At 69.1% G+C, this 22370-nt stretch carries 34 protein-coding genes; 28 read left to right on the forward strand and 6 right to left on the reverse strand.

The genetic code is table 11. From position 1 onward, the window contains the following. The first annotated feature begins 5 nt into the window (after positions 1 to 5). The 24 genes from rpsS to J5Y10_RS16545 all read left to right on the forward strand — a co-directional run bounded on the left by rpsS (position 6) and on the right by J5Y10_RS16545 (position 11958). Positions 6 to 284 carry a 30S ribosomal protein S19 gene (gene rpsS, locus J5Y10_RS16430; protein WP_209375122.1) on the forward strand — a complete coding sequence of 93 codons (279 nt, stop codon included), beginning with the start codon at positions 6 to 8 and terminating at the stop codon, positions 282 to 284. A gap of 4 nt (positions 285 to 288) precedes the next feature. Then, positions 289 to 687, forward strand: coding sequence for a 50S ribosomal protein L22 (gene rplV / locus J5Y10_RS16435; protein WP_209375123.1), 399 nt, complete (start codon positions 289 to 291; stop codon positions 685 to 687). A 1-nt stretch (position 688) separates the two neighbouring features. Next, entirely contained in the window at positions 689 to 1366 is a 678-nt protein-coding gene (rpsC, locus tag J5Y10_RS16440; RefSeq protein WP_209375124.1) for a 30S ribosomal protein S3, read from the forward strand. A gap of 24 nt (positions 1367 to 1390) precedes the next feature. Continuing rightward, complete coding sequence (rplP, locus tag J5Y10_RS16445; RefSeq protein ID WP_209375125.1) at positions 1391 to 1813, forward strand: 50S ribosomal protein L16; 423 nt, start codon at positions 1391 to 1393, stop codon at positions 1811 to 1813. 4 nt (positions 1814 to 1817) lie between these two features. Then, positions 1818 to 2024, forward strand: a complete 207-nt coding sequence (rpmC, locus tag J5Y10_RS16450; RefSeq protein WP_209375126.1) for a 50S ribosomal protein L29 — start codon at positions 1818 to 1820, stop codon at positions 2022 to 2024. Positions 2025 to 2040: 16 nt separating this feature from the next. Further along, positions 2041 to 2346 carry a 30S ribosomal protein S17 gene (rpsQ, locus tag J5Y10_RS16455; protein WP_209375127.1) on the forward strand — a complete coding sequence of 102 codons (306 nt, stop codon included), beginning with the start codon at positions 2041 to 2043 and terminating at the stop codon, positions 2344 to 2346. Beyond that, on the forward strand, positions 2343 to 2711 hold the full coding sequence (gene rplN, locus J5Y10_RS16460) for a 50S ribosomal protein L14 (RefSeq protein ID WP_073130847.1): 369 nt from the start codon (positions 2343 to 2345) through the stop codon (positions 2709 to 2711). Before rpsQ ends, rplN begins: the two co-directional genes overlap by 4 nt. Further along, complete coding sequence (gene rplX / locus J5Y10_RS16465) at positions 2711 to 3025, forward strand: 50S ribosomal protein L24 (RefSeq protein ID WP_209375128.1); 315 nt, start codon at positions 2711 to 2713, stop codon at positions 3023 to 3025. Before rplN ends, rplX begins: the two co-directional genes overlap by 1 nt. After that, a complete protein-coding gene (rplE, locus tag J5Y10_RS16470; RefSeq protein WP_280855281.1) occupies positions 3022 to 3597 on the forward strand; it encodes a 50S ribosomal protein L5 in 576 nt (191 codons plus the stop codon). Before rplX ends, rplE begins: the two co-directional genes overlap by 4 nt. A gap of 63 nt (positions 3598 to 3660) precedes the next feature. After that, entirely contained in the window at positions 3661 to 3966 is a 306-nt protein-coding gene (gene rpsN, locus J5Y10_RS16475; protein WP_209375129.1) for a 30S ribosomal protein S14, read from the forward strand. 12 nt (positions 3967 to 3978) lie between these two features. Continuing rightward, entirely contained in the window at positions 3979 to 4377 is a 399-nt protein-coding gene (gene rpsH / locus J5Y10_RS16480) for a 30S ribosomal protein S8 (protein WP_209375130.1), read from the forward strand. Positions 4378 to 4393: 16 nt separating this feature from the next. Beyond that, positions 4394 to 4927: a 50S ribosomal protein L6 gene (gene rplF / locus J5Y10_RS16485; protein WP_209375131.1), complete on the forward strand. Its 534-nt coding sequence runs from the start codon at positions 4394 to 4396 to the stop codon at positions 4925 to 4927. Further along, positions 4927 to 5289 carry a 50S ribosomal protein L18 gene (rplR, locus tag J5Y10_RS16490; RefSeq protein WP_209375132.1) on the forward strand — a complete coding sequence of 121 codons (363 nt, stop codon included), beginning with the start codon at positions 4927 to 4929 and terminating at the stop codon, positions 5287 to 5289. The genes rplF and rplR overlap by 1 nt, the downstream gene beginning before the upstream one ends. Before the next feature lie 10 nt (positions 5290 to 5299). Then, entirely contained in the window at positions 5300 to 5944 is a 645-nt protein-coding gene (rpsE, locus tag J5Y10_RS16495; RefSeq protein WP_209375133.1) for a 30S ribosomal protein S5, read from the forward strand. After that, positions 5937 to 6125, forward strand: coding sequence for a 50S ribosomal protein L30 (gene rpmD / locus J5Y10_RS16500; RefSeq protein WP_209375134.1), 189 nt, complete (start codon positions 5937 to 5939; stop codon positions 6123 to 6125). Before rpsE ends, rpmD begins: the two co-directional genes overlap by 8 nt. A 3-nt stretch (positions 6126 to 6128) precedes the next feature. Continuing rightward, a complete protein-coding gene (rplO, locus tag J5Y10_RS16505) occupies positions 6129 to 6620 on the forward strand; it encodes a 50S ribosomal protein L15 (protein WP_209375135.1) in 492 nt (163 codons plus the stop codon). A gap of 99 nt (positions 6621 to 6719) precedes the next feature. Next, positions 6720 to 8108 (forward strand): preprotein translocase subunit SecY, encoded by a 1389-nt coding sequence (secY, locus tag J5Y10_RS16510; protein ID WP_209375136.1) that lies wholly within the window; start codon positions 6720 to 6722, stop codon positions 8106 to 8108. Beyond that, positions 8105 to 8788 (forward strand): adenylate kinase, encoded by a 684-nt coding sequence (locus tag J5Y10_RS16515; protein ID WP_209375137.1) that lies wholly within the window; start codon positions 8105 to 8107, stop codon positions 8786 to 8788. The genes secY and J5Y10_RS16515 overlap by 4 nt, the downstream gene beginning before the upstream one ends. A gap of 171 nt (positions 8789 to 8959) precedes the next feature. Further along, on the forward strand, positions 8960 to 9337 hold the full coding sequence (rpsM, locus tag J5Y10_RS16520) for a 30S ribosomal protein S13 (RefSeq protein WP_209375138.1): 378 nt from the start codon (positions 8960 to 8962) through the stop codon (positions 9335 to 9337). A gap of 1 nt (position 9338) precedes the next feature. Then, on the forward strand, positions 9339 to 9737 hold the full coding sequence (rpsK, locus tag J5Y10_RS16525; RefSeq protein WP_043835425.1) for a 30S ribosomal protein S11: 399 nt from the start codon (positions 9339 to 9341) through the stop codon (positions 9735 to 9737). Positions 9738 to 9764: 27 nt separating this feature from the next. Continuing rightward, on the forward strand, positions 9765 to 10778 hold the full coding sequence (locus tag J5Y10_RS16530) for a DNA-directed RNA polymerase subunit alpha (protein WP_245214795.1): 1014 nt from the start codon (positions 9765 to 9767) through the stop codon (positions 10776 to 10778). Between the two features lie 25 nt (positions 10779 to 10803). Then, on the forward strand, positions 10804 to 11229 hold the full coding sequence (rplQ, locus tag J5Y10_RS16535; protein WP_209375140.1) for a 50S ribosomal protein L17: 426 nt from the start codon (positions 10804 to 10806) through the stop codon (positions 11227 to 11229). Positions 11230 to 11366: 137 nt separating this feature from the next. Then, positions 11367 to 11708, forward strand: a complete 342-nt coding sequence (locus J5Y10_RS16540; protein ID WP_209375141.1) for an Ivy family c-type lysozyme inhibitor — start codon at positions 11367 to 11369, stop codon at positions 11706 to 11708. A 58-nt stretch (positions 11709 to 11766) separates the two neighbouring features. Then, complete coding sequence (locus tag J5Y10_RS16545; protein ID WP_209375142.1) at positions 11767 to 11958, forward strand: hypothetical protein; 192 nt, start codon at positions 11767 to 11769, stop codon at positions 11956 to 11958. A gap of 2 nt (positions 11959 to 11960) precedes the next feature. Here the strand turns inward: J5Y10_RS16545 and J5Y10_RS16550 are convergent, their stop codons facing one another. Both J5Y10_RS16550 and J5Y10_RS16555 read right to left on the reverse strand, forming a co-directional pair. Then, positions 11961 to 12872 carry an NAD-dependent epimerase/dehydratase family protein gene (locus tag J5Y10_RS16550; protein WP_209375143.1) on the reverse strand — a complete coding sequence of 304 codons (912 nt, stop codon included), beginning with the start codon at positions 12870 to 12872 and terminating at the stop codon, positions 11961 to 11963. Positions 12873 to 12882: 10 nt separating this feature from the next. Further along, complete coding sequence (locus J5Y10_RS16555; protein WP_209375144.1) at positions 12883 to 13869, reverse strand: Bug family tripartite tricarboxylate transporter substrate binding protein; 987 nt, start codon at positions 13867 to 13869, stop codon at positions 12883 to 12885. A gap of 164 nt (positions 13870 to 14033) precedes the next feature. Here J5Y10_RS16555 and J5Y10_RS16560 point away from each other — a divergent pair, with 164 nt between their 5' ends. After that, positions 14034 to 14918 carry an alpha/beta fold hydrolase gene (locus J5Y10_RS16560; protein ID WP_209375145.1) on the forward strand — a complete coding sequence of 295 codons (885 nt, stop codon included), beginning with the start codon at positions 14034 to 14036 and terminating at the stop codon, positions 14916 to 14918. Here the strand turns inward: J5Y10_RS16560 and J5Y10_RS16565 are convergent. Further along, positions 14908 to 15735, reverse strand: coding sequence for an NAD kinase (locus J5Y10_RS16565; protein ID WP_209375146.1), 828 nt, complete (start codon positions 15733 to 15735; stop codon positions 14908 to 14910). The genes J5Y10_RS16560 and J5Y10_RS16565 overlap by 11 nt on opposite strands. Positions 15736 to 15889: 154 nt before the next feature. On the opposite strand from J5Y10_RS16565, the gene J5Y10_RS16570 reads away from it, so the two are divergent. Beyond that, positions 15890 to 16870, forward strand: a complete 981-nt coding sequence (locus J5Y10_RS16570) for a Bug family tripartite tricarboxylate transporter substrate binding protein (RefSeq protein ID WP_209375147.1) — start codon at positions 15890 to 15892, stop codon at positions 16868 to 16870. A 63-nt stretch (positions 16871 to 16933) separates the two neighbouring features. Here J5Y10_RS16570 and J5Y10_RS16575 read toward each other — a convergent pair whose 3' ends face one another. Then, entirely contained in the window at positions 16934 to 17314 is a 381-nt protein-coding gene (locus J5Y10_RS16575) for a DUF6481 family protein (RefSeq protein WP_209375148.1), read from the reverse strand. A 494-nt stretch (positions 17315 to 17808) separates the two neighbouring features. Here J5Y10_RS16575 and J5Y10_RS16580 point away from each other — a divergent pair, with 494 nt between their 5' ends. Together J5Y10_RS16580 and J5Y10_RS16585 are read left to right on the forward strand one after the other, a co-directional pair. Beyond that, a complete protein-coding gene (locus J5Y10_RS16580) occupies positions 17809 to 18786 on the forward strand; it encodes an isopenicillin N synthase family dioxygenase (RefSeq protein WP_209375149.1) in 978 nt (325 codons plus the stop codon). A gap of 87 nt (positions 18787 to 18873) precedes the next feature. After that, positions 18874 to 20454 (forward strand): ABC transporter substrate-binding protein, encoded by a 1581-nt coding sequence (locus J5Y10_RS16585; RefSeq protein WP_209375150.1) that lies wholly within the window; start codon positions 18874 to 18876, stop codon positions 20452 to 20454. Between the two features lie 31 nt (positions 20455 to 20485). Here J5Y10_RS16585 and J5Y10_RS16590 read toward each other — a convergent pair whose 3' ends face one another. Together J5Y10_RS16590 and trxB are read right to left on the reverse strand one after the other, a co-directional pair. Next, complete coding sequence (locus J5Y10_RS16590) at positions 20486 to 21376, reverse strand: LysR family transcriptional regulator (protein WP_209375151.1); 891 nt, start codon at positions 21374 to 21376, stop codon at positions 20486 to 20488. Further along, complete coding sequence (trxB, locus tag J5Y10_RS16595) at positions 21376 to 22365, reverse strand: thioredoxin-disulfide reductase (protein WP_342452943.1); 990 nt, start codon at positions 22363 to 22365, stop codon at positions 21376 to 21378. The genes J5Y10_RS16590 and trxB overlap by 1 nt, the downstream gene beginning before the upstream one ends. Positions 22366 to 22370: the final 5 nt, after the last annotated feature.

Here is a 22370-nt window from a genome sequence, read left to right on the forward strand (position 1 = left end):
TCGCCATGTCGCGCAGCGTTTGGAAGGGGCCGTTTGTCGACGGCTACCTGCTCAACAAGGCGGAGGCGGCCCGGGCGTCGACGCGCAACGAGATTATCAAGATCTGGTCGCGCCGTTCCACGATCCTGCCGCAGTTCGTCGGGCTGGTCTTCGGTGTCTACAACGGCAAGAAGTTCATCCCCGTCCAGGTGACCGAGAACATGGTGGGCCACAAGTTCGGCGAGTTCTCGCCGACGCGCACCTTCACCGGCCACTCGTCGGACAAGAAGGCGAAGCGGGGCTGATCCGATGAGCAAGCCGAAGCACGAGCGCAGCCTCGCCGAGACCGAGGCCCAGGCCATCACCCGGAACATCCGGGTGTCGCCGCGCAAGCTCAACCTGGCGGCGGGCCTTATCCGCGGCCGCCGGGCCCAGGATGCGGTCGCCACGCTGACCTTCAGCAAGCGCCGCATCTCCGACACGGTGAAGAAGACGCTTGAGAGCGCCATCGCGAACGCCGAGAACAACCACAGCTTGGACGTGGACAAGCTGGTTGTGGCTCGGGTCGAGGTGGGTCGTTCCATCGTCATGAAGCGCTTCCAGGCGCGTGGCCGCGGCAAGGCGGCGCGCGTGGAGAAGTGGTTCAGCCACCTGAAGATCGTCGTCGCCGAGCAGCAGCCGGTGCCGGTGGCCGAGGAGGCCGCATAGTATGGGTCACAAAGTCAATCCGATCGGGCTTCGGCTCGGCATCAACCGCACCTGGGACAGCCGCTGGTACGCCGGCGCTGACTACGCGTCCCTGCTTCATGACGACCTGAAGCTCCGGACCAAGCTGCGCGAGCGCCTGAAGGGCGCCGGCGTGGCCAAGGTGGTGATCGAGCGCCCGGCCAAGAAGCCGCGCGTCACGATCCACGCCGCCCGTCCGGGTGTCGTGATCGGCAAGAAGGGCGCCGACATTGAGGTGCTGCGCAAGGACCTGGCCAAGATGGCCGGGGCCGAGGTGTCGCTGAACATCGTCGAGATCCGCAAGCCGGAGCTGGACGCCGTTCTCGTCGCCGAGAGCATCGCCCAGCAGCTGGAGCGCCGCGTGGCCTTCCGCCGCGCGATGAAGCGCGCCGTGCAGTCCGCCATGCGCCTCGGCGCCGGCGGGATCCGCATCAACTGCGGTGGTCGCCTCGGCGGCGCCGAGATCGCCCGCATGGAGTGGTACCGTGAGGGCCGCGTGCCCCTGCATACCCTTCGCGCCGACATCGACTTTGGAACGGCGACCGCGAAGACCAACTACGGCACCTGCGGTGTCAAGGTCTGGATCTTCAAGGGGGAGGTCATGGGGCACGATCCGATGGCGCAGGACAAGCGCGCCGCGGAGCAGGCGCCTCAGCGCTGAGCGACGGTCTAGGGAACACGAACAATGCTGTCGCCGAAGCGGACGACGTATCGCAAGGCCCATAAGGGCCGCATCAAGGGCGTGGCGAAGGGCGGGTTCACCCTGTCCTTCGGTGGCTACGGCCTGAAGGCGCTGGAGCCGGAGCGGGTGACCGCACGGCAGATCGAGGCGGCCCGCCGCGCGATCACCCGCGCTATGAAGCGTCAGGGGCGCGTGTGGATCCGGATCTTCCCGGATGTGCCCGTCTCCACCAAGCCGGCTGAGGTCCGTATGGGCTCCGGCAAGGGGGCCCCTGAGTACTGGGTGGTCCGGATCAAGCCGGGCCGCATCATGTTCGAGATCGACGGCGTGAGCCAGGAGACGGCCCGCGAGGCGCTGGCTCTCGGGGCCGCCAAGCTGCCGATCAAGACGAAGGTCGTCGCCCGTCTGGGCGCGGCGGAGGCTTGAGGCTATGACGAAGATCGCGGATGTCCGCGGCAAGACCGCGGACGAGCTGAAGACCATGCTGCTCGACCTGCGGAAGGAGCAGTTCAACCTGCGCTTCCAGCGGGCGACTGGCCAGTTGGAGGCCGTTGGGCGAATTCGTGCTGTTCGGCGCGACATCGCCCGTGTTAAGACCGTGCTGGGCGAACAGGCCCGCACATCCCAGAAGTCCTGAGAGGAGACCCCGGCTGATGCCGAAGCGAGTCCTCACGGGGCGGGTCACGAGCGACAAGCAGGACAAGACGGTCACCGTCTTGATCGAGCGTCGCGTGATGCACCCGCTCTATAAGAAGTTCATCCGGCGCTCGAAGAAGTACGCCGCGCACGACGAAGAGAACCTGTGCCGCGAGGGCGACATGGTCTCCATCGAAGAGTGCCGGCCGATCTCCAAGAGCAAGTCCTGGTTGGTCGTTCAGCGCAACGGCGAGACCGTGGCGCGGCCCGTGGCCTATGAGCTGCTCGAGAACATCGAGCTGCCAGAGGAGCAGGGCGCATGATCCAGGTTGAGTCCAACCTCGACGTTGCCGACAACTCCGGCGCGCGTCGGGTCCAGTGCATCAAGGTGCTGGGCGGCTCCAAGCGCAAGACGGCCTCGGTGGGCGATATCATCGTCGTCTCCGTTAAGGACGCCATTCCCCGCGCTAAGGTGAAGAAGGGCGAGGTGCATCGCGCCGTGATCGTGCGGACGGCCTACGCCGTTCGCCGTCAGGACGGCACTGCGATCCGTTTCGACAACAATGCGGCCGTTCTGATCAACAAGCAGAACGAGCCGATCGGTACCCGCATCTTCGGGCCGGTCGTGCGTGAGCTGCGGGCCCGGAAGTATATGAAGATCATCTCCCTGGCTCCGGAGGTGCTGTGATGGCTGCGAAGATCAAGAAGGGCGATCGCGTCCAGGTCCTCGCCGGCAAGGACAAGGGCAAGCGCGGCGAGGTTCTCTCCGTGATCCCGACCGAGAACCGGGCCGTCGTCCAGGGCGTGAACGTCGTGAAGCGCCACGCCAAGCCGCAGGGCATGAACCAGCCCGGTGGCATCCAGGAGAAGGAGGCGCCGATCCACCTCTCGAACCTGGCGGTGATCGACCCGAAGAGCGACAAGCCGACCCGCGTCGGCTTCCGCATGGACGGTGACAAGAAGGTCCGGGTGGCGAAGGCCTCCGGCGAGGTGATCGCATGAGCGACGCGACCACGCCCCAGGAGAAGGGGCCACTGCCGCGCCTGCAGCAGCAGTACCTGGAGCAGATCCGCAAGGCTCTGTCGGAGGAGTTCGGCTACAAGAACCCGATGGAGGTTCCGAAGCTGGAGAAGATCGTCATCAACATGGGTGTCGGTGAGGCCGCGGGCGACCAGAAGAAGCTGGACGCCGCCGTTGCCGAGCTGACGGCCATTGCCGGCCAGAAGCCGGTGAAGACGAAGGCGAAGAAGGCGATCGCGGGCTTCAAGATCCGCGAGGGTCAGCTCATCGGCACGAAGGTGACGCTGCGCCGCGCCCGGATGTACGAGTTCCTCGACCGCCTGGTCACGATCGCGCTGCCGCGCGTGCGCGACTTCCGCGGCATCTCCGGCAAGGGCTTCGATGGCCGTGGCAATTACGCCTTTGGCCTGAAGGAGCAGATCATCTTCCCGGAGATCGCCTACGACAAGGTCGATGCGATCCGCGGTATGGACATCGTTTTCGTCACCACGGCGAAGACGGACAAGGAAGCGAAGGCCCTGCTCAAGGGCTTCCAGCTTCCCTTCATCAATTGATCTTGGAAAACCGCCCGCCCCTGCCTGAGCAGGGCCGGGCAGGTTCCGGAGGACACTGATCGAATGGCCAAGACTTCGGCAGTCGAGAAGAACAAGTACCGGATGCACCTCGCGAAGGCGCATGCGGAGAAGCGCGCCGCGCTGAAGAGCGTGGTGATGGACCGCGAGCTTCCGGTGGAGGACCGCTTCGAGGCGACGATCAAGCTGGCGCAGCTGCCGCGGAACGGTGCGAAGAACCGCATCCGCCTGCGTTGCGAGCTGACCGGCCGCCCGCGCGGCAATTACCGTAAGTTCAAGCTGAGCCGGAACATGCTCCGCGAGCTGGCCTCGAGTGGCCAGATTCCGGGGCTGGTCAAGGCCTCCTGGTAAGGACAAGGGGCCATGCAGCTCTCCGATCCCTTGGGTGACATGCTCACCCGTATCCGCAACGGCCAGCGCGCACGCCAGGCCCGCGTGGTTTCCCCCGCCTCGCGTCTGCGCTCCGACGTGCTCGAGGTTCTGAAGCGCGAGGGCTACATCCGTGGCTTCCGCGGCGAGGAGCTCCGCCCGGGCATCAAGGTGCTCGACATCGAGCTGAAGTATTCCGAGGGCGAGCCCGCCATCAAGGAGATCACCCGCGTCTCCAAGCCGGGCCGCCGGGTCTACTCCAAGATCAAGGAACTGCCGAAGTTCTACAACGGGCTCGGCATTTCCATCCTCTCCACGCCTCGCGGCGTGATGAGCGACCTCGAGGCCCGCGCCGCCAATGTTGGCGGCGAGGTCCTCTGCCGCGTGTTCTGACGGAGGGCAGAGGGATATGTCTCGCGTAGGCAAATACCCGGTGAAGGTGCCGTCCGGCGTCACTCTCACCATGGACAACAACGTGATCGTCGCGAAGGGCAAGCTCGGCGAGCTTCGCCTGCCGCTGACGGACAAGGTCGATGTCACGATCGGGGACGGCGAAGTGGCCGTCGCCCCGCGGGGCGAGGACCGCGCCGCCCGGACGATGTGGGGCACCACGCGCTCCCTCATCAACGGGATGGTGATCGGCGTCTCCACGGGCTTCACCAAGTCCATGGAGATCACCGGCACGGGCTACCGTGCGGCGGTCCAGGGCAAGGATCTGGTGCTGAGCCTCGGCTACAGCCACGAGATCCGCTACCCGATCCCAGAGGGTATCAAGATCACCACCGAGCGCCCCACGGCGATCAAGGTCGAGGGTGCTGACAAGCAGCGCGTCGGCCAGGTGGCGGCGGAGATCCGGGCGTATCGTGGTCCCGAGCCCTACAAGGGCAAGGGCATCAAGTACGACAACGAGACGATCCTCCGGAAGGAGGGTAAGAAGAAGTAATGTCGAACAAGCTCGCACTGACCCAGCGCCGGCGCTCGCGCACGCGCTATCAGATCAAGCTGAAGGGCGCGGGGCGCGTGCGCCTTTCCGTCCACCGCTCCGGCCGCCACATCTACGCCCAGGTGATCGACGACGTGCAGGGCCGTACCCTCGCCGCCGCCTCCACCCTGGAGAAGGAGGTGCGCGACGCCAGCAAGACCGGTGCCGACACCGAGGCGGCTTCGGCCATCGGCAAGCTGGTTGCGGAGCGTGCTCTCGCGGCCGGCGTGACCGAGGTGGTATTCGACCGCGGTCCTTATCTCTACCATGGCCGGGTCAAGGCCCTGGCGGACGGCGCCCGCGAGGGCGGGCTGTCGTTCTGAGGAGCTGAGCATGGCTTACGCACCGCGTTCCAACGCGCCGCGTTCCGGCGAAGGCGGCGAGGGCGGCGATCGCCGCCGTGGCCGTCGTCGGGACGAAAATCGTGATGCTCGCCAGGATCGCGAGCAGGATGAGTTCAAGGACAAGCTCGTCACCATCAATCGCGTCGCCAAGGTCGTGAAGGGCGGCCGGCGCTTCTCCTTCGCGGCCCTCGTGGTCGTGGGCGATGAGAAGGGCCGGGTCGGCTGGGGCGCCGGCAAGGCGCGCGAGGTGCCGGAGGCGATCCGCAAGGCGACGGAGAGGGCCAAGCGCGGCCTGATCCGCGTGCCGATGCGCGAGGGCCGGACCCTGCACCACGATGTGATCGGCGAGTTCGGCGCCGGCCGCGTGATCCTGCGCGCGGCCCCGGCCGGCACGGGCATCATCGCCGGCGGCCCGATGCGCGCCGTCTTCGAGGTCCTCGGCATGGGCGACGTGGTCGCGAAGTGCACGGGCACCACGAACCCGCACAACATGGTCAAGGCGACCTTCGCCGGTCTGGCCCGCTGCACCTCCCCCCGGGCGGTTGCTGCGCGCCGCGGCAAGAAGGTGGCTGACCTGCTCCCCAACCCGCCCCGCGGCGGCGCGGAGCCGGCGACGGAGGCCGCAGGTGTCTGAGACGACGAAGAAGACCGTGAAGGTGACCCAGATCGGGTCGCCGATCGGCCGCAAGCCCGGTCAGCGCGAGACGCTGATCGGCCTGGGGCTGAACAAGATGCATCGGTCCCGCGAGCTTGAGGACACCCCTGCCGTGCAGGGGATGATCCGCAAGGTCGCGCACCTGATCAAGGTGGGCTGAACCATGCCGAAACTGAATGAGCTACGCGACAACGCGGGCGCCCGCCCGAAGTTCAAGCGCATCGGCCGGGGCATCGGCTCCGGCAAGGGCAAGACCGGTGGTCGCGGCGTGAAGGGCCAGAAGGCCCGCAGCGGCGTGTCCCTGAACGGCTTCGAGGGTGGTCAGCTCCCGCTGTATCGCCGTCTGCCGAAGCGCGGCTTCCACAACCTGTTCCGCAAGGAATACGCCGTCATCAACCTCGGCACGCTGGACAAGGCGATCGAGGACGGCAAGCTCCCCGCGGGTGAGACGGTTGACGAGGCTGCTCTGGAGAAGGCCGGTCTGGTCCGCGTCGGCAAGAAGGCGGGCGTCCGCCTGCTGGCCAAGGGCGAGATCAAGCGCGCCGTGACCCTGTCGCTGGCCGGTGCCTCCGAGGCGGCCATCGCTGCGGTGCAGGCCGCGGGTGGCACGATCACCGTCCGCGTCCAGGCCGCTGAGGAAGCTCCGGCCGCTTGATTGCGGTCAAAGCCCACCCCAGTCTGATTCTGCTGTAATGTGCTGCGGCGCCGCGGGCTCTCCCTCGGCGCCGCAGTCGTGAGGAAGAGGGTCTATCCCATGGCGTCCGCCGCCGAGCAGCTCGCGGCCAATCTGAACCTTGGCGTGCTTTCCCGCGCGACCGAGCTGAAGAAGCGGCTGTGGTTCACCCTGGGTGCGCTGATCGTGTACCGCCTGGGCACCTACATTCCCGTGCCGGGCGTGGATGCGGCCGTGATGGCCGAGATCCTGAACCAGCACGGCGGCGGCATCCTCGGCATGTTCGACATGTTCACGGGCGGGGCCCTCGGGCGCATGACCGTCTTCGCCCTGAACATCATGCCCTATATCTCCGCCTCTATCATCGTGCAGCTGATGTCGGCGGCGATCCCGGCCTGGGAGGCCCTCAAGAAGGAGGGTGAGTCCGGCCGCAAGCGGCTGAACCAGTACACGCGGTACCTCACCGTCCTGATCGCCTTTTTCCAAGCCTACGGCATCTCCGTCGGGCTGGAGGGAATGCGCGGGAACTTCGGGGCCGCCGTGCTGGATCCCGGCCTCTTCTTCCGCGTTTCCTGCGTCACCACGCTGGTGGGCGGGACGATGTTCCTGATGTGGCTGGGTGAGCAGATCACGGCGCGCGGGGTCGGCAACGGCATCTCGCTCATCATCTTCGCGGGCATTGTCGCTAATATCCCGCACGCCCTGGTCTCCACACTCGAGCTGGGCCGCACCGGCGCCCTCTCGCCCTTCTTCATCCTATTCTTCCTGCTGCTGGCCCTCGCGGTGATCGCCTTCGTGGTCTTCATCGAGCGGGCGCAGCGGAAAATCCCCATCCAGTATCCCAAGCGCCAGGTGGGGCAGCGCATGTTCGGCGGGGACTCGACGCACCTGCCCCTAAAGCTGAACACCGCCGGCGTCATCCCGCCGATCTTCGCCTCCTCCCTGTTGCTGCTGCCGGCCACCTTCTCCGGCTTCGCGGCCACCCAGGGCGAGGATAGCTGGCTGACACGCACGGCGGCGCTGCTGGCGCACGGGCAGCCCCTCTACATGGGCCTCTACATCGCGCTCATCATCTTCTTCGCCTTCTTCTACACGGCGGTGGTCTTCAACCCCGTAGAGACGGCGGACAACCTGAAGAAGTACGGCGGCTTCGTGCCGGGCATCCGCCCGGGTGCGGCCACGGCAGAGTATTTCGACCGGGTTCTTACCCGCCTGACCCTGGTGGGCGCGGTCTATCTCTGCATCGTCTGCCTGATCCCGGAATTCCTGATCAGCCAGTACGGCGTTCCCTTCTACTTCGGCGGCACCTCGCTCCTGATCATCGTCTCCGTCACCATGGACACGGTGGCCCAGGTGCAGTCCCATCTGTTCGCGCACCAGTATGAGGGCCTGATTCGCAAGGCCCGGGTGGGGGGCCGCGGCGCCGGCCCCGCGCCCGTCACCCCGCGCGGAGGGAGCCCCCGCCGATGAACCTGATCCTTCTGGGCCCGCCCGGCGCGGGGAAGGGGACCCAGGCCAAGATCCTGCAGGACCGGCACGGCATCGCCCAGATCTCGACCGGTGACATGCTGCGGGCCGAGGTAAGGTCGGGCTCGGAGATCGGGAACGAGGCGAAGGCGATCATGGAACGCGGTGACCTGGTGCCGGACGCCATCATCACCGCCATGCTCGCCATCCGCGTGCAGAAGCCGGACTGCGTGGCCGGCTTCATCCTGGACGGCTTCCCCCGTACCGTGCCCCAGGCCGAGGCGCTGGACGTGATGCTCGCCGAGATGGGTCTGGCGCTGAACCACGTCATCGAACTCAAGGTGGACGACGGGGCGCTGGTCGAGCGAATCGCTGGTCGCTTCACCTGCTCCTCCTGTGGGGCGGGCTACCACGACCGCTTCAAGCCCACCCAAATCCCCGGGATCTGCGATGTTTGCGGCAGCCACGACTTCACGCGTCGCGCGGACGACAAGGCGGAGACGGTCGCGGCGCGGCTGGACGCCTACCATCGCTCGACAGCGCCCCTGCTGCCCTACTACGCCGAGCAGGGTAAGCTGAAGCACGTGGACGGGATGGCCGACATGCCCACGGTGGCCGCCCAGATCGGGGCGATCCTCGACCAGTCGGAATCCGGGCTTGACTCCCGGGGCACCAGCACGTAAATCGCCGACCTTCGCGGCGGGGCCCAACTCTGCCGCCATTCCGCTTGCACGGACGGTTTCCGTCCAAGAATCGCCGTTGATCCGGGGGCCATTGCGGCGCCCGGGTCAGGATCACCTCGCCGGACGGTTCCCGCCCGGCCCGAACGGAACCCCGGGTTCCAGGAGAGCAACGTGGCGCGCATCGCCGGCGTGAACATCCCCGACAATAAGCGCGTGCATATTTCGCTGCGCTACATCTTCGGCATCGGCCCCAAGAACGCGGCCGACATCTGCGAGAAGCTCGGCATCCCCGAGGAGCGCCGGGTGAACCAGCTCTCCGAAGATGAGCTGCTTCGCCTGCGCGAGACGATGGATCGCGACTACCGCGTGGAGGGCGACCTTCGCCGCGAGGTGGCGATGAACATCAAGCGCCTGATGGACATGGCCTGCTATCGCGGCCTGCGTCATCGCCGCGGCCTGCCGGTGCGCGGTCAGCGCACGCACACGAACGCGCGCACCCGCAAGGGCAAGGCCGTCGCGATCGCCGGCAAGAAGAAGGTGACGAAGTAAGATGGCGCGTCAGCCGAATGCGGGGTCTCGTCCCCGCAAGAAGGAGCGGAAGAACATTTCTTCCGGCGTGGCCCATGTGCTCGCCTCCTTCAACAACACGATCGTGACGATCACGGACAGCCAGGGCAACGCGATCGCCTGGTCGTCCTCCGGCTCCCAGGGCTTCAAGGGCAGCCGCAAGTCCACCCCCTACGCCGCCCAGGTGGCGGCGGAGGACGCGGGCAAGAAGGCGCGCGAGCACGGCATGGAGACGCTGGAGATCATGGTCTCCGGTCCCGGCTCGGGCCGCGAGAGCGCGCTTCGCGCCCTGCAGGCCGTCGGCTTCTACGTCACCGCGATCAAGGACGTGACGCCGATCCCGCACAATGGCTGCCGCCCCCGCAAGCGGCGCCGCGTCTAAGGGGGTAACACCACCATGAGTGGCGCGATGGATCGCAACTGGCGTTCCCTCATCAAGCCCGAGCGTCTGGACGTGGAGGGCGGCAACGACCCCTCCCGTTCCGCGACCATCGTCGCGGAGCCGCTGGAGCGCGGCTTCGGCATGACGCTCGGCAACGCTCTGCGCCGCATCCTGCTGTCGTCCCTTCAGGGCGCGGCGGTGACGGCGGTCCAGATCGACGGTGCGCTGCACGAGTTCAGCAGCCTGCCCGGCGTCCGCGAGGACGTGACGGACATCGTGCTGAACATCAAGCGCTTGGCCATCCGCATGCAGGGCGAGGGCTCCAAGCGCCTTTCCCTGACGGCGACCGGCCCGGGCGAGGTGACGGCTGGCCAGATCCAGGTGACCGGCGACATCGAGATCGCCAACCCGGAGATGGTGATCTGCACGCTGGACGACGGCGCGAGACTCAATGCCGAGCTGACCGTCTCCACGGGCAAGGGCTATGTCCCCGCCTCCGAGAACCGCCCCGAGGATGCGCCGATCGGCCTCATCCCCGTGGACGCCATCTACTCCCCGGTGCGCCGCGTGGCCTATCGCGTGGAGCCGACCCGCGTCGGTCAGCGCACGGACTACGACAAGCTGGTGCTGAACGTGGAGACGGACGGCACGGTCACGCCGGATGACGCCGTGGCGCTCGCCGCGCGCATCCTGCAGGACCAGCTGCAGCTCTTCATCAACTTCGACGAGCCGCGCGAGGCGCGCCCCGCCGAGGTCGAGGACGACCTGCCGTTCAACCGCAACCTGCTCCGCAAGGTGGACGAGCTCGAGCTCTCCGTCCGCTCGGCGAACTGCCTGAAGAACGACAACATCGTCTATATCGGCGATCTCGTTCAGAAGTCCGAGCAGGAGATGCTGCGTACCCCGAACTTCGGCCGCAAGTCTCTCAATGAGATCAAGGAGGTTCTCACCTCCATGGGGCTGCAGCTCGGCATGAACGTCCCGGGCTGGCCGCCCGAGAACATCGAGGACCTGGCCCGCAAGGTCGACGAGCCCTTCTAGAGCGGCCGAGGAAAGGACTAAGTCAATGCGTCACGGGGTCTCGGGCCGGAAGCTCGGCGTCACCTCTTCTCACCGGCTCTCCATGTTCCGTAACATGGCGACCAGCCTGCTCAAGCACGAGCAGATCACCACCACGCTGCCGAAGGCCAAGGAGCTGCGCCCCTACGTGGAGCGCATCATCACCCTCGGCAAGCGTGGCGACCTGCACGCCCGCCGTCAGGCGGCCGCGCAGATCCGCGATGCGGCGGTGGTTCGCAAGCTGTTCGATACGCTTGCGCCGCGCTACTCGGCCCGCAACGGCGGCTACACCCGCGTGCTGCGCGCCGGCATTCGCTACGGCGATGCCGCCCAGATGGCGGTGATCGAGCTGGTTGAGCGCGACATCGGCGCCAAGGGCCTGGACAGCGGTCCGAAGCCCGAGGTGGTTGAGGAAGAAGCGGCCGAGGCGTGATTTCGCTTCGCCGCAACGTTCTGCGAAGGGCGGGTGGGAAACCACTCGCCCTTCTGCTTTTCGCCATCCTGCTAGCCGGTCCTGCCAGCGCGCAGCCGCTGCCGGAACCTTCACCGCTGACGCTGGCCGGGCAACCCGTGACCCGGCTCGCCGCACATCCCGACGTCTCGATCGGCTTCCGTTCCGTGACGCGAGGCCGCCAGACCTACATCCTGCGCCACCTGCACGCCGCCGATCCGGGGGCCTTGCGGGTGGCGGAGAACCGCTACGTCTTCGGCTGGACCTGCGACGGCGGGGACTGCGCGGAAGCCGGGCTCTTCCTGGGCTACGACAGCCGCACGGAGCGCTTCTACCTGCTGCTGCTGGACGAAGGTTCCGCCAGCCTCACCGTGCCGACCCGCGGCGCCCCCTGGCCCGCGCCGCTGGCCGAGGCGGTGCTGGCGATCAAGCCGGATCTCCGATCCTTCCGTTCGGAGTAGCGCGCGCAACGACCGGCCTGCGGCACCGTTGCCCTGGGGATCGGGAAGGATCCTTACGATGATGCGCTGGGCCCTCGGCCTCGCCGTTCTCTTCGCGGTTCTCGCGCTGGTAGCGCGGGTGCTGCAGTTCGGCTTCTCCGTCGCGCTGCTTGTGGTGGCGGGCATCGCGCTGGTGGCAGCCCTGGTCACCGGCTTGATGGCGAAGGCCGGGGCTGGCCGGGACACGCCACGACCCCCGCCGGATCGCTAGGCCTAAGCCACGACTCTCCCTAGCCGGATGGCGTGCTCACTGATGATCGCGCCAAGCCCGGCATCGGCCAGGTCGGCCGAGAAATCCGGGTGCAGCGTTTCCAACCGTTCCGGCCAGCCAGCCACCAGGGCCTGCACGGCCGGGTCTGGGCGGCACTCGATCCGGCCTTCCACGCCCTGTGCGACCAGAGCGTCGCGGGTGGACTCGGCCGATGCAGCGAGCGAAGGCACATGCAGGAGCCGCTCCGGCAGAACCTCCAGGGCCGCCCGCAGGATCAGGCCCACCGTCGCGCGGTAGGAAGCAACGGGGATGGCATGCCCTGGCGTGAAAGGGGCCGTGCAGGGCAATTCCCGCAGCGCCGCGTCGATGTAGGCGGAAACGAAGCCCGCGCCCGGCGGCGCCGTGCGGGCGCCTGTCCGCACCACCACCACGGGCAGGCGCAACACCACCCCGTCCACCTCGCCCCGGCGCGTGGCGTCCATCATCAACCGCTCTGCGATCAGCTTCGTCGTGCCATAGGCGCTGCGCGGATCCGGAGGTGTCGCCTCGGTCGCCACCGCATCCCCGGCGCCGAACACGGCGACGCTGGAGAGCAGCACCACCCTTGGCGGCCGCGGCTGGGCCCGCGCCCAGCGGAGCACGGCTCGCGTGCCCTCGACGTTGATGGCGTAGGCGAGGTCGGGGTCGTCCTCGCTGGCCTGGGTGGTGATGGCGGCGGCATGGACGACCAGATCCGCCGCTGGCACCAACTCCGGGATCCGCGCCACCTCGCCCCGAATACCGGCGAAGGGCGCACCGGCCGGCGCAGCCACCCTGTCCAGCCCCGTCACGGCGTCCACGCGCGGATCGGCGGCCAGCCCCGCCGCAATCATCCCGCCGAGGAAGCCGGAAGACCCGGTGACGACCGCCTTCAAGCAACGGCCCTCATTCCGGCTTCACGTTCGCCACGCGGATCACCTCGGCCCAGCGCGCGATGTCCTCCCTCAGGAAGGCCCCCATTGCGTCGGCGTTCCGCACATTCACCGTCATGCCCACCTCGGTCGTCCGCGCGCGCACCGGCTCCCGCGCCATGGCGGCGAGCGCCAGGGCCCGCAGCCGCGACAGCGCCGGGGCAGGGACGGCCGCCGGGGCGAAGAGGCCGAACCACGCATCGGCTTCCACCCCCTGCACGCCTGCCTCGGCCAGGGTGGGCAGTTCCGGCAGATGCGGCGACCGCCGCGGCGAGGCCACGGCGAGCCCGCGCAGCTTGCCCGTCTGCACCTGGGTCAGCACGGTCGGCGCTGTGGCGAAGCTGACCTGCACATGCCCGCCCAGAAGGTCGTTCAGCATCGGCGAGGAGCCGCGATAGGGCACGTGCACCATGTCCGCCCCCGTCTTCGCCCGGAACAGCTCCAGCGTGAGGTGGGACGCGGAGCCCTGGCCGGTGGAGGCGCAGGTGATCGTGCCGGGCTTCGCCTTCGCTAGGGCCAGGAGCTCGGCTACCGTCTTCGCCGGCACGTCCGGCCGCACCACCAGGATGTGCTGCAGGTCCGCCAGCCCGGCGATCGGGGTGAAGTCCTTCACCGGGTCGTAGCCGCCACCATCCGGCAGCAGCGAGAGGTTGGTGGCGTGGGTCTGGTTGGAGGCGAGCATGATGGAGGTGCCGTCCGCCGGCCCCGTCGCCACGCGGCGGGAGCCGATGGAGCCGCCGCCGCCCGCCACGTTCTCCACCACCACGGCCGTGCCGAGGTCCTTCGCCATCTCCCCGGCCACCATCCGCGCCAGCACGTCGGTGGGGCCGCCGGCGGGGTAGGGCACCACGAGCACGATCGGACGCGTCGGTACCCAGTCCGGGCTACCGGTCTGGGCGCGCGCGACGGCGGGCATGGCGAGAAGGCCCGTCAGGGCCAGGGCGTGGCGGCGAGTGAGCATGGCGGGGACCTCCCATCCCTTGATTGGCGATCCGCGCCGGGCGCGGGGGATTACCCGGACGGATCGCACGGATCGCGGCATCTGGAAACGGTGTCCCGCCCAGGGCTGACGCGCGCCGCGCGCCGGAGCAGGATGCGCGCGGACCGGATGGGGGAAGGGGCCGCATGATCTTCGAGGGCTTCACGATGGAAACCCGGGAGGTGAACGGCACCACCCTGCGCCTCCGCCGCGCGGGGGAGGGGCCGCCGCTGCTCCTGCTGCACGGCAACCCGCAAACCCATGCCATGTGGCACAAGGTGGCACCGGTGCTCGCCCGGCGCTTCACCCTGGTCCTTCCGGACCTGCGCGGCTACGGCTTCAGCGGCAAGCCGCCCGTCGCCCCCGGCAGCGCCGCCTTCAGCAAGCGCGAGATGGCGGCCGACATGGCCGCGCTGATGACCGCCCTGGGCCATGAGACCTTCGGCGTCGTGAGCCATGACCGCGGCGCCCGCGTGGCGCACCGCCTCGCGCTGGACCACGGCGACAGGGTGGAGCGGCTCTGCACGATGGACATCGTGCCGACGCTCGCCCATTTCGAGCGCACCGACATGGACTTCGCCCTCGGCTACTACCACTGGTTTTGGCTGGCCCAGCCGCACCCCCTGCCGGAGCGCCTGATCCGCCGCGACGTGGAGGACTGGTTCCGCCTGCACACCTCCCGCGAGCCCAAGGATGACGGCTTCTTCCACCCGGAGGCGCGGGCCGACTACCTCGCCGCGCTGAACCTGCCGGGCACGGTCGAGTCCATCTGCGAGGACTACCGCGCCGCAACCGGCATCGACCTGGAGCACGACCGCGCGTCCCGCACCGAGGGGGGGCGGGTGCGCTGCCCGATGCTCGTGCTCTGGGGCGCGAAGGGGAAGATCGGGAAGTGGTACGAGCCCCTGAAGCTCTGGCGGGACTACGCGGACAACACGATCGAGGGGGGCGCGGTGAACAGCGGCCACTACCTCGCCGAGGAGGCGCCGGAGGAGGTCCTCGCCGCCCTGGAGGGCTTCCTCAGACCGTGAACTGCTCGGCCAGGATTCGCTCGGGCAGCCCGTGGTCGGGATCGAACAGCATGGTCAGCCGCACGCGCGCGTCCTCGCAGATCTCCACCCGGCGGATGTCGCGCACCTCCGTGTAGTCCGCCACCGCCGCCACGGGGCGCTTTTCCCCCTCCAGGATCTCGAAGGCGACGGAGGCGTTGCCCGGCAGCAGCGCCCCGCGCCAGCGGCGGGGCCGGAAGGCGGAGATGGGCGTCATCGCCAGCAGGTTCGTCCCCAGCGGGATGATCGGCCCATGGGCCGAGAGGTTGTAGGCCGTGCTGCCCGCCGGCGTGGCCACCAGGATGCCATCGCAGATCAGCTCCGCCATCCGCTCCTTCCCATCCACGAGGATGCGGATCTTCGCGGCCTGCCGGGTCTCCCGCAGTAGGGAGACCTCGTTGATCGCCAGCGCCTCCGCCACCGTCCCGTCCGAGCGCGTGGTGCGCATCCGCAGGGGCTGCAGCAGCGCGGCCTGGGCGGCCTGCAGCCGCTCCACCAGCCCCTCCTTGCGGTAGGGGTTCATCAGGAACCCCACGCTGCCGCGATTCATGCCGTAGACCGGGATGTTGCGGCCGAGCAGCCGATGCTGCGTCTCCAGCATCGCGCCATCGCCGCCCAAAGCGACCACCACGGCGGCTTCCTCTGCTGGCACGTCGCCGTAGATCTGCACCAGCTCCGCATGGGCGGCCGCGGCCTCCTCCGAGGTGGCGGCGACGAAGCCGATCCGGCCGGACAGATCCTCCGGCAACTCGCGCAGCCCGTCGGGATCGGGCGCGCCGCCGAGAAGGGCGGCCGTCATGCCCGGAGGAAGGGGGCGTGGGCGCGCCCGGCGATCAGTGTCATCGGCATAACCCCATGAAGCGCGTCCCCTGAGCGCACCGCAAGCCGCGGGGGTTGACCTTCGCCGCGCCCGCGGCATCCATCCCCGGAACGACAGGGGAGGAGAGGGGGCCATGTTCGAACGCCGCAGGATGCTGGGCTGGGCAGGCGCCACCATGGGGGTGCTGGCCGGGCCGCGCGCTCTCCGCGCCCAGGCGCCCTGGCCCAACCGCCCCATCCGCCTGATCGTCGCCTTCGCCGCCGGCGGCGCCGCGGACAGCGTGGCCCGCGTGCTGGCGCCGCGCCTGGGCGACCGCCTCGGCCAGACGGTGGTGGTGGAGAACCGCACGGGCGGCAGCGGCTCCAACGGCGGCGCGCTGGTGGCCCAGGCCGCGCCGGATGGCCACACCTTGCTATGGGACGCCTCCTCCCACCTCGTGAACCCCAGCCTGCTGAAGGGCCTGTCCTTCGACTACGCCACCGCCTTCCTGCCAGTGACGCTGGCTACCACTTTCCCGCAGGTGCTGGCGGTGAAGGCCGACAGTCCCATCCGCAGCGTGGCGGAGTTCATCGCGGCGGCGAAGGCGCGGCCGGGCACGCTGAACATGGGCACCCAGGGCAACGCCACGGCGGGCCATCTGGCGCTCGCGCAGTTGCAGCGGCTGGCGGGAATCGAGGTGACGCACGCCCCCTATCGCGGCGGCGCCGATGCGGCGCGCGACCTGGCGGCAGGGGTGCTGGACGGTGCCTTCATCACCGTCCTCTCCGCCGGACCTATCGCGGACTCGGGCCGGGCGCGGCTGCTGGCGGTGGCGACCGAGTCGCGGATCGCCGCGCGGCCGGATGTGCCGACCTTCGCGGAGGCCGGGCTGCCCGGGCTGACCATCGCCGAGTGGTGCGCCCTCTTCGCCCCGGCCGGCACGCCGATGGGCATCGCGGAACGGCTGCATGCCGCCACGGCCTCCGCCCTCGCGGATCCGGAGGTGAAGGCGCGGCTGGACGGGCTGGTGGCGGTTCCCGTCGGCTCCTCCCCCGCCGATTTTGCCCGCTTCGTCGTGCAGGGGCGGGCGGAGATGGGAACCCTGGTGCGGGAAGCCGGGATCAGGGCCGAGTAGCGGACACGAAAACGCCGCCGGCCCCTGGGGACCGGCGGCGCGAAACGGGCGGCGTAAGGGCGCCTACTTCTTGCCCTTCGCCCGGGCCTTGCGGGCCGCGTAACGGCGGTCGCGCTCCAGCTTGGCCTCGATCAGCTCCTGGCGGGCGCGCTCGGTGGCCTCGGCGGCCTCGCGGGCCAGCTCGGCCTGCCGCGCTTCCTCCTCGGCGATCAGCCGCAGGCGCTCGGCCTCCTGGCGGGCCTTCTCCTCCTCCTTCAGGCGGCGGCGCTCGGCCTCCCGGGCTTCACGGGCCTGGATGATCTGCCGGCGCTCCTCCTGTCGGGCCGCCACGGCCGGATCTTCCGCCGCCGTCGGGCGCGACTTGAAGCGCTCGAGAAGGGCCTTCTTGGCCTCGAGGGAGTTCTTGCTACGATCGTTGAAGTCTGTGCCCTTGAGGGTTCGCATCGTGTCTCTCTGATGGGGGCCGGTGCGGGGCCCCGCCGGCTGGTCCTGCCCGCCCGACGGTCCGCGCCGCGCGTCCGCGCTCACGTGGCATCGCGCGGGCAAAAAAGAAAGCCCGGAAAGCCGCGGCCTGAAGCCTGAGCCTTCCGGGCAAGTACATACAGGGAGGCTTCACGTCTGGGAGACGCGGGGTTCCAAGAACCCGGTCCGGATCAATCACCGGACGGAAGGAAGGTTAGGCCTCGCCGGATGGTGCAGCGCGCGCCAAGAACGTCCACCCGCCATGCGGGCGATGCATGACGCGGCGCAGCACGAAACGGATGCCCGTCGGCCAGGGGCGATGCCGCCAACCCAGGCAATATGGGTCTGTCGTGCCCGGGATGGCAGCACTGACAGGGAGGCGCCGCCGAAATATGCGGCAGGCTTCACTTGACGTCGCGCGCCGGACGCCCGGAGGATCGCCCCGCGTCCTGACGCCCAAAATGCGGAGCCCGCCCATGCCCCTCGATTCCGACCGCACGGATTCCATCCCGGTCATCGACCTCGGCCCCTGCTTCGCCGGGGAACCAGGGGCGCTGGAGGCCACCGCCGCCGACCTGCACCGAATCTGCGAGACGGTGGGCTTTCTCTTCATCCGGAACCACGGCGTGCCCGTGGACCTGATGCGCGAGACCTTCGCCGCCGCCGCCGCCTTCCACGCCCTGCCGCTGGAGGAGAAGATGGCCCTGAAGCTGGACGACCGAATGCAGGGCTACCTGCCCTACAAATCCAGTGTCGCGCGGGCCAATGGGCTGAATGCCGTCCGCAAGCCGAATGAGAACGAGGCCTTCTTCGTCAATCCGGAGCGCGATCCGGCCCACCCTGTGAACCGCTGGCCCGACTCGCTGCCCTCCTTCCGGGAGGTCACGCTCCGCTACTACGCGGCGGTGGAAGCGCTGGCGCTGCGGATGCTGCCGATCTACGCCCGCGCCCTGGACCTGCCGGCCGACTATTTCGGCCCGCTCTGCGACCGCTCCCTCAGTTCCCTCCGCCTGACCCACTACCCGCCGGTGGAATACGGCGCGGACGAGTTCGGCATCGCCCCGCACACGGACTCCAGCTTCATCACCCTGCTGGCCCAGAACCCCGTCCCCGGCCTGCAGATCCGCACCCAGGCCGGCGAGTGGATCGACGCGCCGGTGCTGCCCGACACCTTCGTGGTGAACACGGGCGACGTGCTGAACCGCTGGACCAACGGGCGCTTCCTCTCCACCCCGCACCGGGCCTTCAACAAGGAACCGAAGCCCCGCTACGCCATCCCCTTCTTCTTCCACCCCAACCCGGAGACGCTGATCGAGGCGCTGCCGGGCTGCACGGACGCGGCGAACCCGCCGAAGTTCCCGCCGCAGACGGTGGGCGACTACATGGCCGCCTTCCGCGGGGCGAATTACGACCACTTCCGTCAGAAGAAGGGGGAGGCCGCCCCCGCCAGCTGAGGGGGGCAGGGAAGGGGAGAAGGACCGCCGCCCCCGTTCCCCGGGGCATCGCACGGCAGCGCGACGACCACGAACAAAGGAACGGCGATGCGATTCTCTCGGCTGGCGGGGGCCTGCGCCCTCGCCTCCATGGTCCTTGGCGCGGGCATCCTTCCTGCTGCGCCCGCGCGGGCGCAGGGCAGCACCCTCCGCGTCTCGTTGAACACCGAACTGCAGGTGCTGGACCCGATCGTGACCACGATCAACTCCGCCCGGGTCTTCGCCTATCTCGTCTTCGACACGCTGGTGGCCATCGACAGCCAGGGCAGGTTCCACCCGCAGATGCTGGAGGGGTGGGAGGTCACCCCGGACCGGATGGCCTGGCGCTTCACCCTGCGCGACGGGCTGGAGTTCCACGACGGCACGCCCGTGACGGCGGAGGACTGCGTCGCCTCCATCCGCCGCTGGGCGAAGCGCGAGGCCTTTGGCACGGCGATGATGGACGCGGTGCGAGAGGTTCAGGTCACCGGCCCCAAGACCTTCGAGTTCCGGATGAGCCGGCCCTTTGCTTTCGTGATCGAGGCGCTGGGCCGATCCGGCCACCAGGTGCCGGTTATCATGCCGGCGCGGCTGGCGAACATGGACGCCGCGGTGCCGGTGCCGGAGGTGATGGGCTCCGGCCCCTTCCTCTTCCTGCGGAATGAGTGGCGGCCGGGTGAGCGCGCCAGCTTCATCCGCAACCCCCGCTACCGCCCGCGCGCGGAGGCGCCGGACGGCCTCTCCGGCGGCAAGGTGGCGCGGATGGAACGGGTGGAACTGCTCAGCGTGACGGACCAGTCCACCCGCGCCGCCGCCCTGCAATCCGGCGAGCTGGACTACCTGGAGATCCTGCCGCCGGACTTCGTGGCGCCGATGCGCCGGAACCGCAGCGTCGTCGTCGGCAAGCCGGCGGGAGTCGACCAGTTCCTGGCGCTGGTGAACGTGAACCACGCCGCCCCGCCTTTCAACGACCCCAAGGCGCGGCAGGCCCTGCAGGCGGCGGTGCTGCAGCCCGAGGTGATGGCGGCCATGGGCCTGCCGGAGGACCTCGTCGTGCCGCAATGCGGCTCGATCTACATGTGCGGCTGGGCCGGGGCGAGCGAGGCCGGGACCGAGCCGCTGCGCCAGGCCGGGACGGAGCGGGCGCGACAGCTGCTGCGGGAATCGGGCTATCGCGGCGAGCCGGTGGTCTTCCTCCACGCCCAGACCTCGGCCCTCCTGAACCCGATCGGGCTGGTCGTCTCCGACCAGATGCGCCGCGCCGGGTTCAACGTGGACCTGCAGTCCTCGGACTACGCCACGGTGGCGGCGAAGAGGCTGAACCGGACGGGATGGGCAGTGGCGCCGATCGTGAACAACGGGATCGACCTGGTGAACCCCATCGCCAACCCGCTGGTGGCCTTCAACTGCGCCGACAGCTCCCCGGGCTGGTACTGCGATCCCGCCATGACGGACCTGCTGCGGCGCTATGCCGTGGCCGCCGATCCGAAGGAGCAAAAGGAGCTGGCCGATGCGATCCAGACGGCCATGCACCGCAACGTGGACTACGTGCTGGCCGGCCAGTTCGCCGGGCCGCCGGCCTGGAGGGCCGACCTGAAGGGCGTGGTGCCCTTCAGCTTTCCCGTGTTCTGGGGGATCGAGCGCCGCTGAGAGGTGCCGGGGGAGGGACCTCCCCCGGCCGTCAGCCCTGGGCCGCGAGCTCGGCCACGAGGAAGTCGCGGAACACGGCCACGCGCTTGGAGTTCCGCATCTCCTCCGGATAGACGAAGAAGGCCTCGATCTTCGGCGTGTTCAGCTCCGTCAGCACCGGAACCAGATCGGCCAGGTCATCACCCATGTAGTCGGGCAGGGCGGCCAGCCCGAGACCGGAGCGCACGGCCCGCAGCATGGCCGGAAGCGAGTTCACCTCCACCGCCGCGCGCCGCGGGGAACCAGGGCGGCGCCCCGCCTCGGCCAGCCAGTTGATGTCCTCCACCGGCGGGTGATAGTCGCCGTAGATGATCAGCCGGTGGGCATCCAGGTCCTCCACCCGCTGCGGCATGCCGGCGCCGCGCAGGTAGTCGGGCGAGCCCACCACCTTCCAGCCGAAGGTCGCGATGTGCCGCTGGATCAGGTCCGGCTGACGCGGGGCGTGCATGCGGATGGCCAGGTCCGCCTCCCGCATCGCCAGGTCCAGCTCCGTGTCGTCCAGCAGCAGCGTCACCGTCATGTCGGGGTGCAGCTTCAGGAAGCGCTCCAGCCGGGGGGCGAGCCAGTTGGCGCCGAAGCCGGTGGTGGTCGTCACCTTCAGCCGCCCGGCCGCGCGCTCCCGGCTCTCCGTCAGCAGGGCCTCGGTCATCGCCAGTTTGGCGAAGACCTCGCGCACCGTCTTGTTCAGCGTCTCGCCCTGCTCCGTCAGGATCAGCCCGCGCGCGTGCCGGTGGAACAGCGGCACGTTCAGGCTCTCCTCCAGCGCCTGGATCTGGCGGGAGACGGCGGACTGGCTGAGGTTCAGCGTATCCCCGGCATGGGTGAAGGATCCCGCCTCCGCGACGGCGTGGAAGACCCGGAGCTTGTCCCAATCCAGCGGCATCAGCCGTCCACCGCGTCATAGGCTGCGACCGCCGGGGCGTCGTCCGGCATGTGGGCCAGCCACTTCTCGGCGTCCAGCGCGGCCATGCAGCCGGAGCCGGCGGCCGTGACGGCTTGGCGGTAGATCCGGTCCTGCACGTCGCCGGCGGCGAAGATCCCGGGGATGCTGGTGCGGGTGGAGCCGGGCTCGGTCACGATATAGCCGTCCTCGTCGGTCTTGAGCTGGCCACGGAACAGGGCGGTCGCGGGGTCGTGCCCGATGGCGACGAACATGCCGTCCACCGGCAGTTCGTAGCTGCCGCCGCCAGCCAGATCCCGAAGCTTCAGCGCGCGCAGGGCGCGGAACTTGCCCTCGGTTGCCAGCGCCTCCTCCACCACCGTGTTCCAGACCACGGAGACCTTGGGGTGGTTGAACAGCCGCTCCTGCATGATCCGCTCGGCCCGCAGGCTGTCCCGCCGGTGGATCAGCGTGACCTTGGACGCCAGCCCGGCGAGGTAGAGGGCCTCCTCCACCGCCGAGTTGCCGCCGCCGATCACCGCGACCTCCCGGTTGCGGAAGAAGAAGCCGTCGCAGGTGGCGCAGGCGGAGACGCCGAAGCCGGACAGCTCCTTCTCACCGGGGATGCCGAGCCAGCGTGCCTGGGCGCCGGTCGCGATCACCATGGCGGAGGCCTCGTAGGTGTCGCCCGAATCGCCGGTGGCGCGGAAGGGCTTCCCGCCCAACTCCACCCCGGTGATCACGTCCTGGATGATGCGGGTGCCGACATGGGCGGCCTGGGCCTGCATCTGTTCCATCAGCCAGGGGCCCTGAACCGCGCTGGCGAAGCCGGGGTAGTTCTCGACATCGGTCGTGATGGTGAGCTGCCCGCCCGGCTGGAGTCCCGCGACGAGGATCGGCTCGAGCCCGGCGCGTGCCGCGTAGATGGCGGCGGTGTAGCCGGCCGGGCCGGCGCCGAGGATGAGCAGTCGCGTACGATGGGTGTCGGGCACGTCCA

The sequence above is a fragment of the Roseomonas indoligenes genome, from assembly GCF_017813365.1.
In the GTDB taxonomy this organism is placed as follows: Bacteria; Pseudomonadota; Alphaproteobacteria; order Acetobacterales; family Acetobacteraceae; genus Roseomonas; species Roseomonas indoligenes.

Coding starts and splice junctions, on each gene's coding strand:
- rpsS (WP_209375122.1), top strand. CDS start 6: ATGTCGCGCAGCGTTTGGAAGGGGCCGTTTGTCGACGGCTACCTGCTC.
- rplV (WP_209375123.1), top strand. CDS start 289: ATGAGCAAGCCGAAGCACGAGCGCAGCCTCGCCGAGACCGAGGCCCAG.
- rpsC (WP_209375124.1), top strand. CDS start 689: ATGGGTCACAAAGTCAATCCGATCGGGCTTCGGCTCGGCATCAACCGC.
- rplP (WP_209375125.1), top strand. CDS start 1,391: ATGCTGTCGCCGAAGCGGACGACGTATCGCAAGGCCCATAAGGGCCGC.
- rpmC (WP_209375126.1), top strand. CDS start 1,818: ATGACGAAGATCGCGGATGTCCGCGGCAAGACCGCGGACGAGCTGAAG.
- rpsQ (WP_209375127.1), top strand. CDS start 2,041: ATGCCGAAGCGAGTCCTCACGGGGCGGGTCACGAGCGACAAGCAGGAC.
- rplN (WP_073130847.1), top strand. CDS start 2,343: ATGATCCAGGTTGAGTCCAACCTCGACGTTGCCGACAACTCCGGCGCG.
- rplX (WP_209375128.1), top strand. CDS start 2,711: ATGGCTGCGAAGATCAAGAAGGGCGATCGCGTCCAGGTCCTCGCCGGC.
- rplE (WP_280855281.1), top strand. CDS start 3,022: ATGAGCGACGCGACCACGCCCCAGGAGAAGGGGCCACTGCCGCGCCTG.
- rpsN (WP_209375129.1), top strand. CDS start 3,661: ATGGCCAAGACTTCGGCAGTCGAGAAGAACAAGTACCGGATGCACCTC.
- rpsH (WP_209375130.1), top strand. CDS start 3,979: ATGCAGCTCTCCGATCCCTTGGGTGACATGCTCACCCGTATCCGCAAC.
- rplF (WP_209375131.1), top strand. CDS start 4,394: ATGTCTCGCGTAGGCAAATACCCGGTGAAGGTGCCGTCCGGCGTCACT.
- rplR (WP_209375132.1), top strand. CDS start 4,927: ATGTCGAACAAGCTCGCACTGACCCAGCGCCGGCGCTCGCGCACGCGC.
- rpsE (WP_209375133.1), top strand. CDS start 5,300: ATGGCTTACGCACCGCGTTCCAACGCGCCGCGTTCCGGCGAAGGCGGC.
- rplO (WP_209375135.1), top strand. CDS start 6,129: ATGCCGAAACTGAATGAGCTACGCGACAACGCGGGCGCCCGCCCGAAG.
- secY (WP_209375136.1), top strand. CDS start 6,720: ATGGCGTCCGCCGCCGAGCAGCTCGCGGCCAATCTGAACCTTGGCGTG.
- J5Y10_RS16515 (WP_209375137.1), top strand. CDS start 8,105: ATGAACCTGATCCTTCTGGGCCCGCCCGGCGCGGGGAAGGGGACCCAG.
- rpsK (WP_043835425.1), top strand. CDS start 9,339: ATGGCGCGTCAGCCGAATGCGGGGTCTCGTCCCCGCAAGAAGGAGCGG.
- J5Y10_RS16530 (WP_245214795.1), top strand. CDS start 9,765: ATGGATCGCAACTGGCGTTCCCTCATCAAGCCCGAGCGTCTGGACGTG.
- rplQ (WP_209375140.1), top strand. CDS start 10,804: ATGCGTCACGGGGTCTCGGGCCGGAAGCTCGGCGTCACCTCTTCTCAC.
- J5Y10_RS16545 (WP_209375142.1), top strand. CDS start 11,767: ATGATGCGCTGGGCCCTCGGCCTCGCCGTTCTCTTCGCGGTTCTCGCG.
- J5Y10_RS16555 (WP_209375144.1), bottom strand. CDS start 13,869: ATGCTCACTCGCCGCCACGCCCTGGCCCTGACGGGCCTTCTCGCCATG.
- J5Y10_RS16560 (WP_209375145.1), top strand. CDS start 14,034: ATGATCTTCGAGGGCTTCACGATGGAAACCCGGGAGGTGAACGGCACC.
- J5Y10_RS16565 (WP_209375146.1), bottom strand. CDS start 15,735: ATGACGGCCGCCCTTCTCGGCGGCGCGCCCGATCCCGACGGGCTGCGC.
- J5Y10_RS16570 (WP_209375147.1), top strand. CDS start 15,890: ATGTTCGAACGCCGCAGGATGCTGGGCTGGGCAGGCGCCACCATGGGG.
- J5Y10_RS16575 (WP_209375148.1), bottom strand. CDS start 17,314: ATGCGAACCCTCAAGGGCACAGACTTCAACGATCGTAGCAAGAACTCC.
- J5Y10_RS16580 (WP_209375149.1), top strand. CDS start 17,809: ATGCCCCTCGATTCCGACCGCACGGATTCCATCCCGGTCATCGACCTC.
- J5Y10_RS16585 (WP_209375150.1), top strand. CDS start 18,874: ATGCGATTCTCTCGGCTGGCGGGGGCCTGCGCCCTCGCCTCCATGGTC.
- J5Y10_RS16590 (WP_209375151.1), bottom strand. CDS start 21,376: ATGCCGCTGGATTGGGACAAGCTCCGGGTCTTCCACGCCGTCGCGGAG.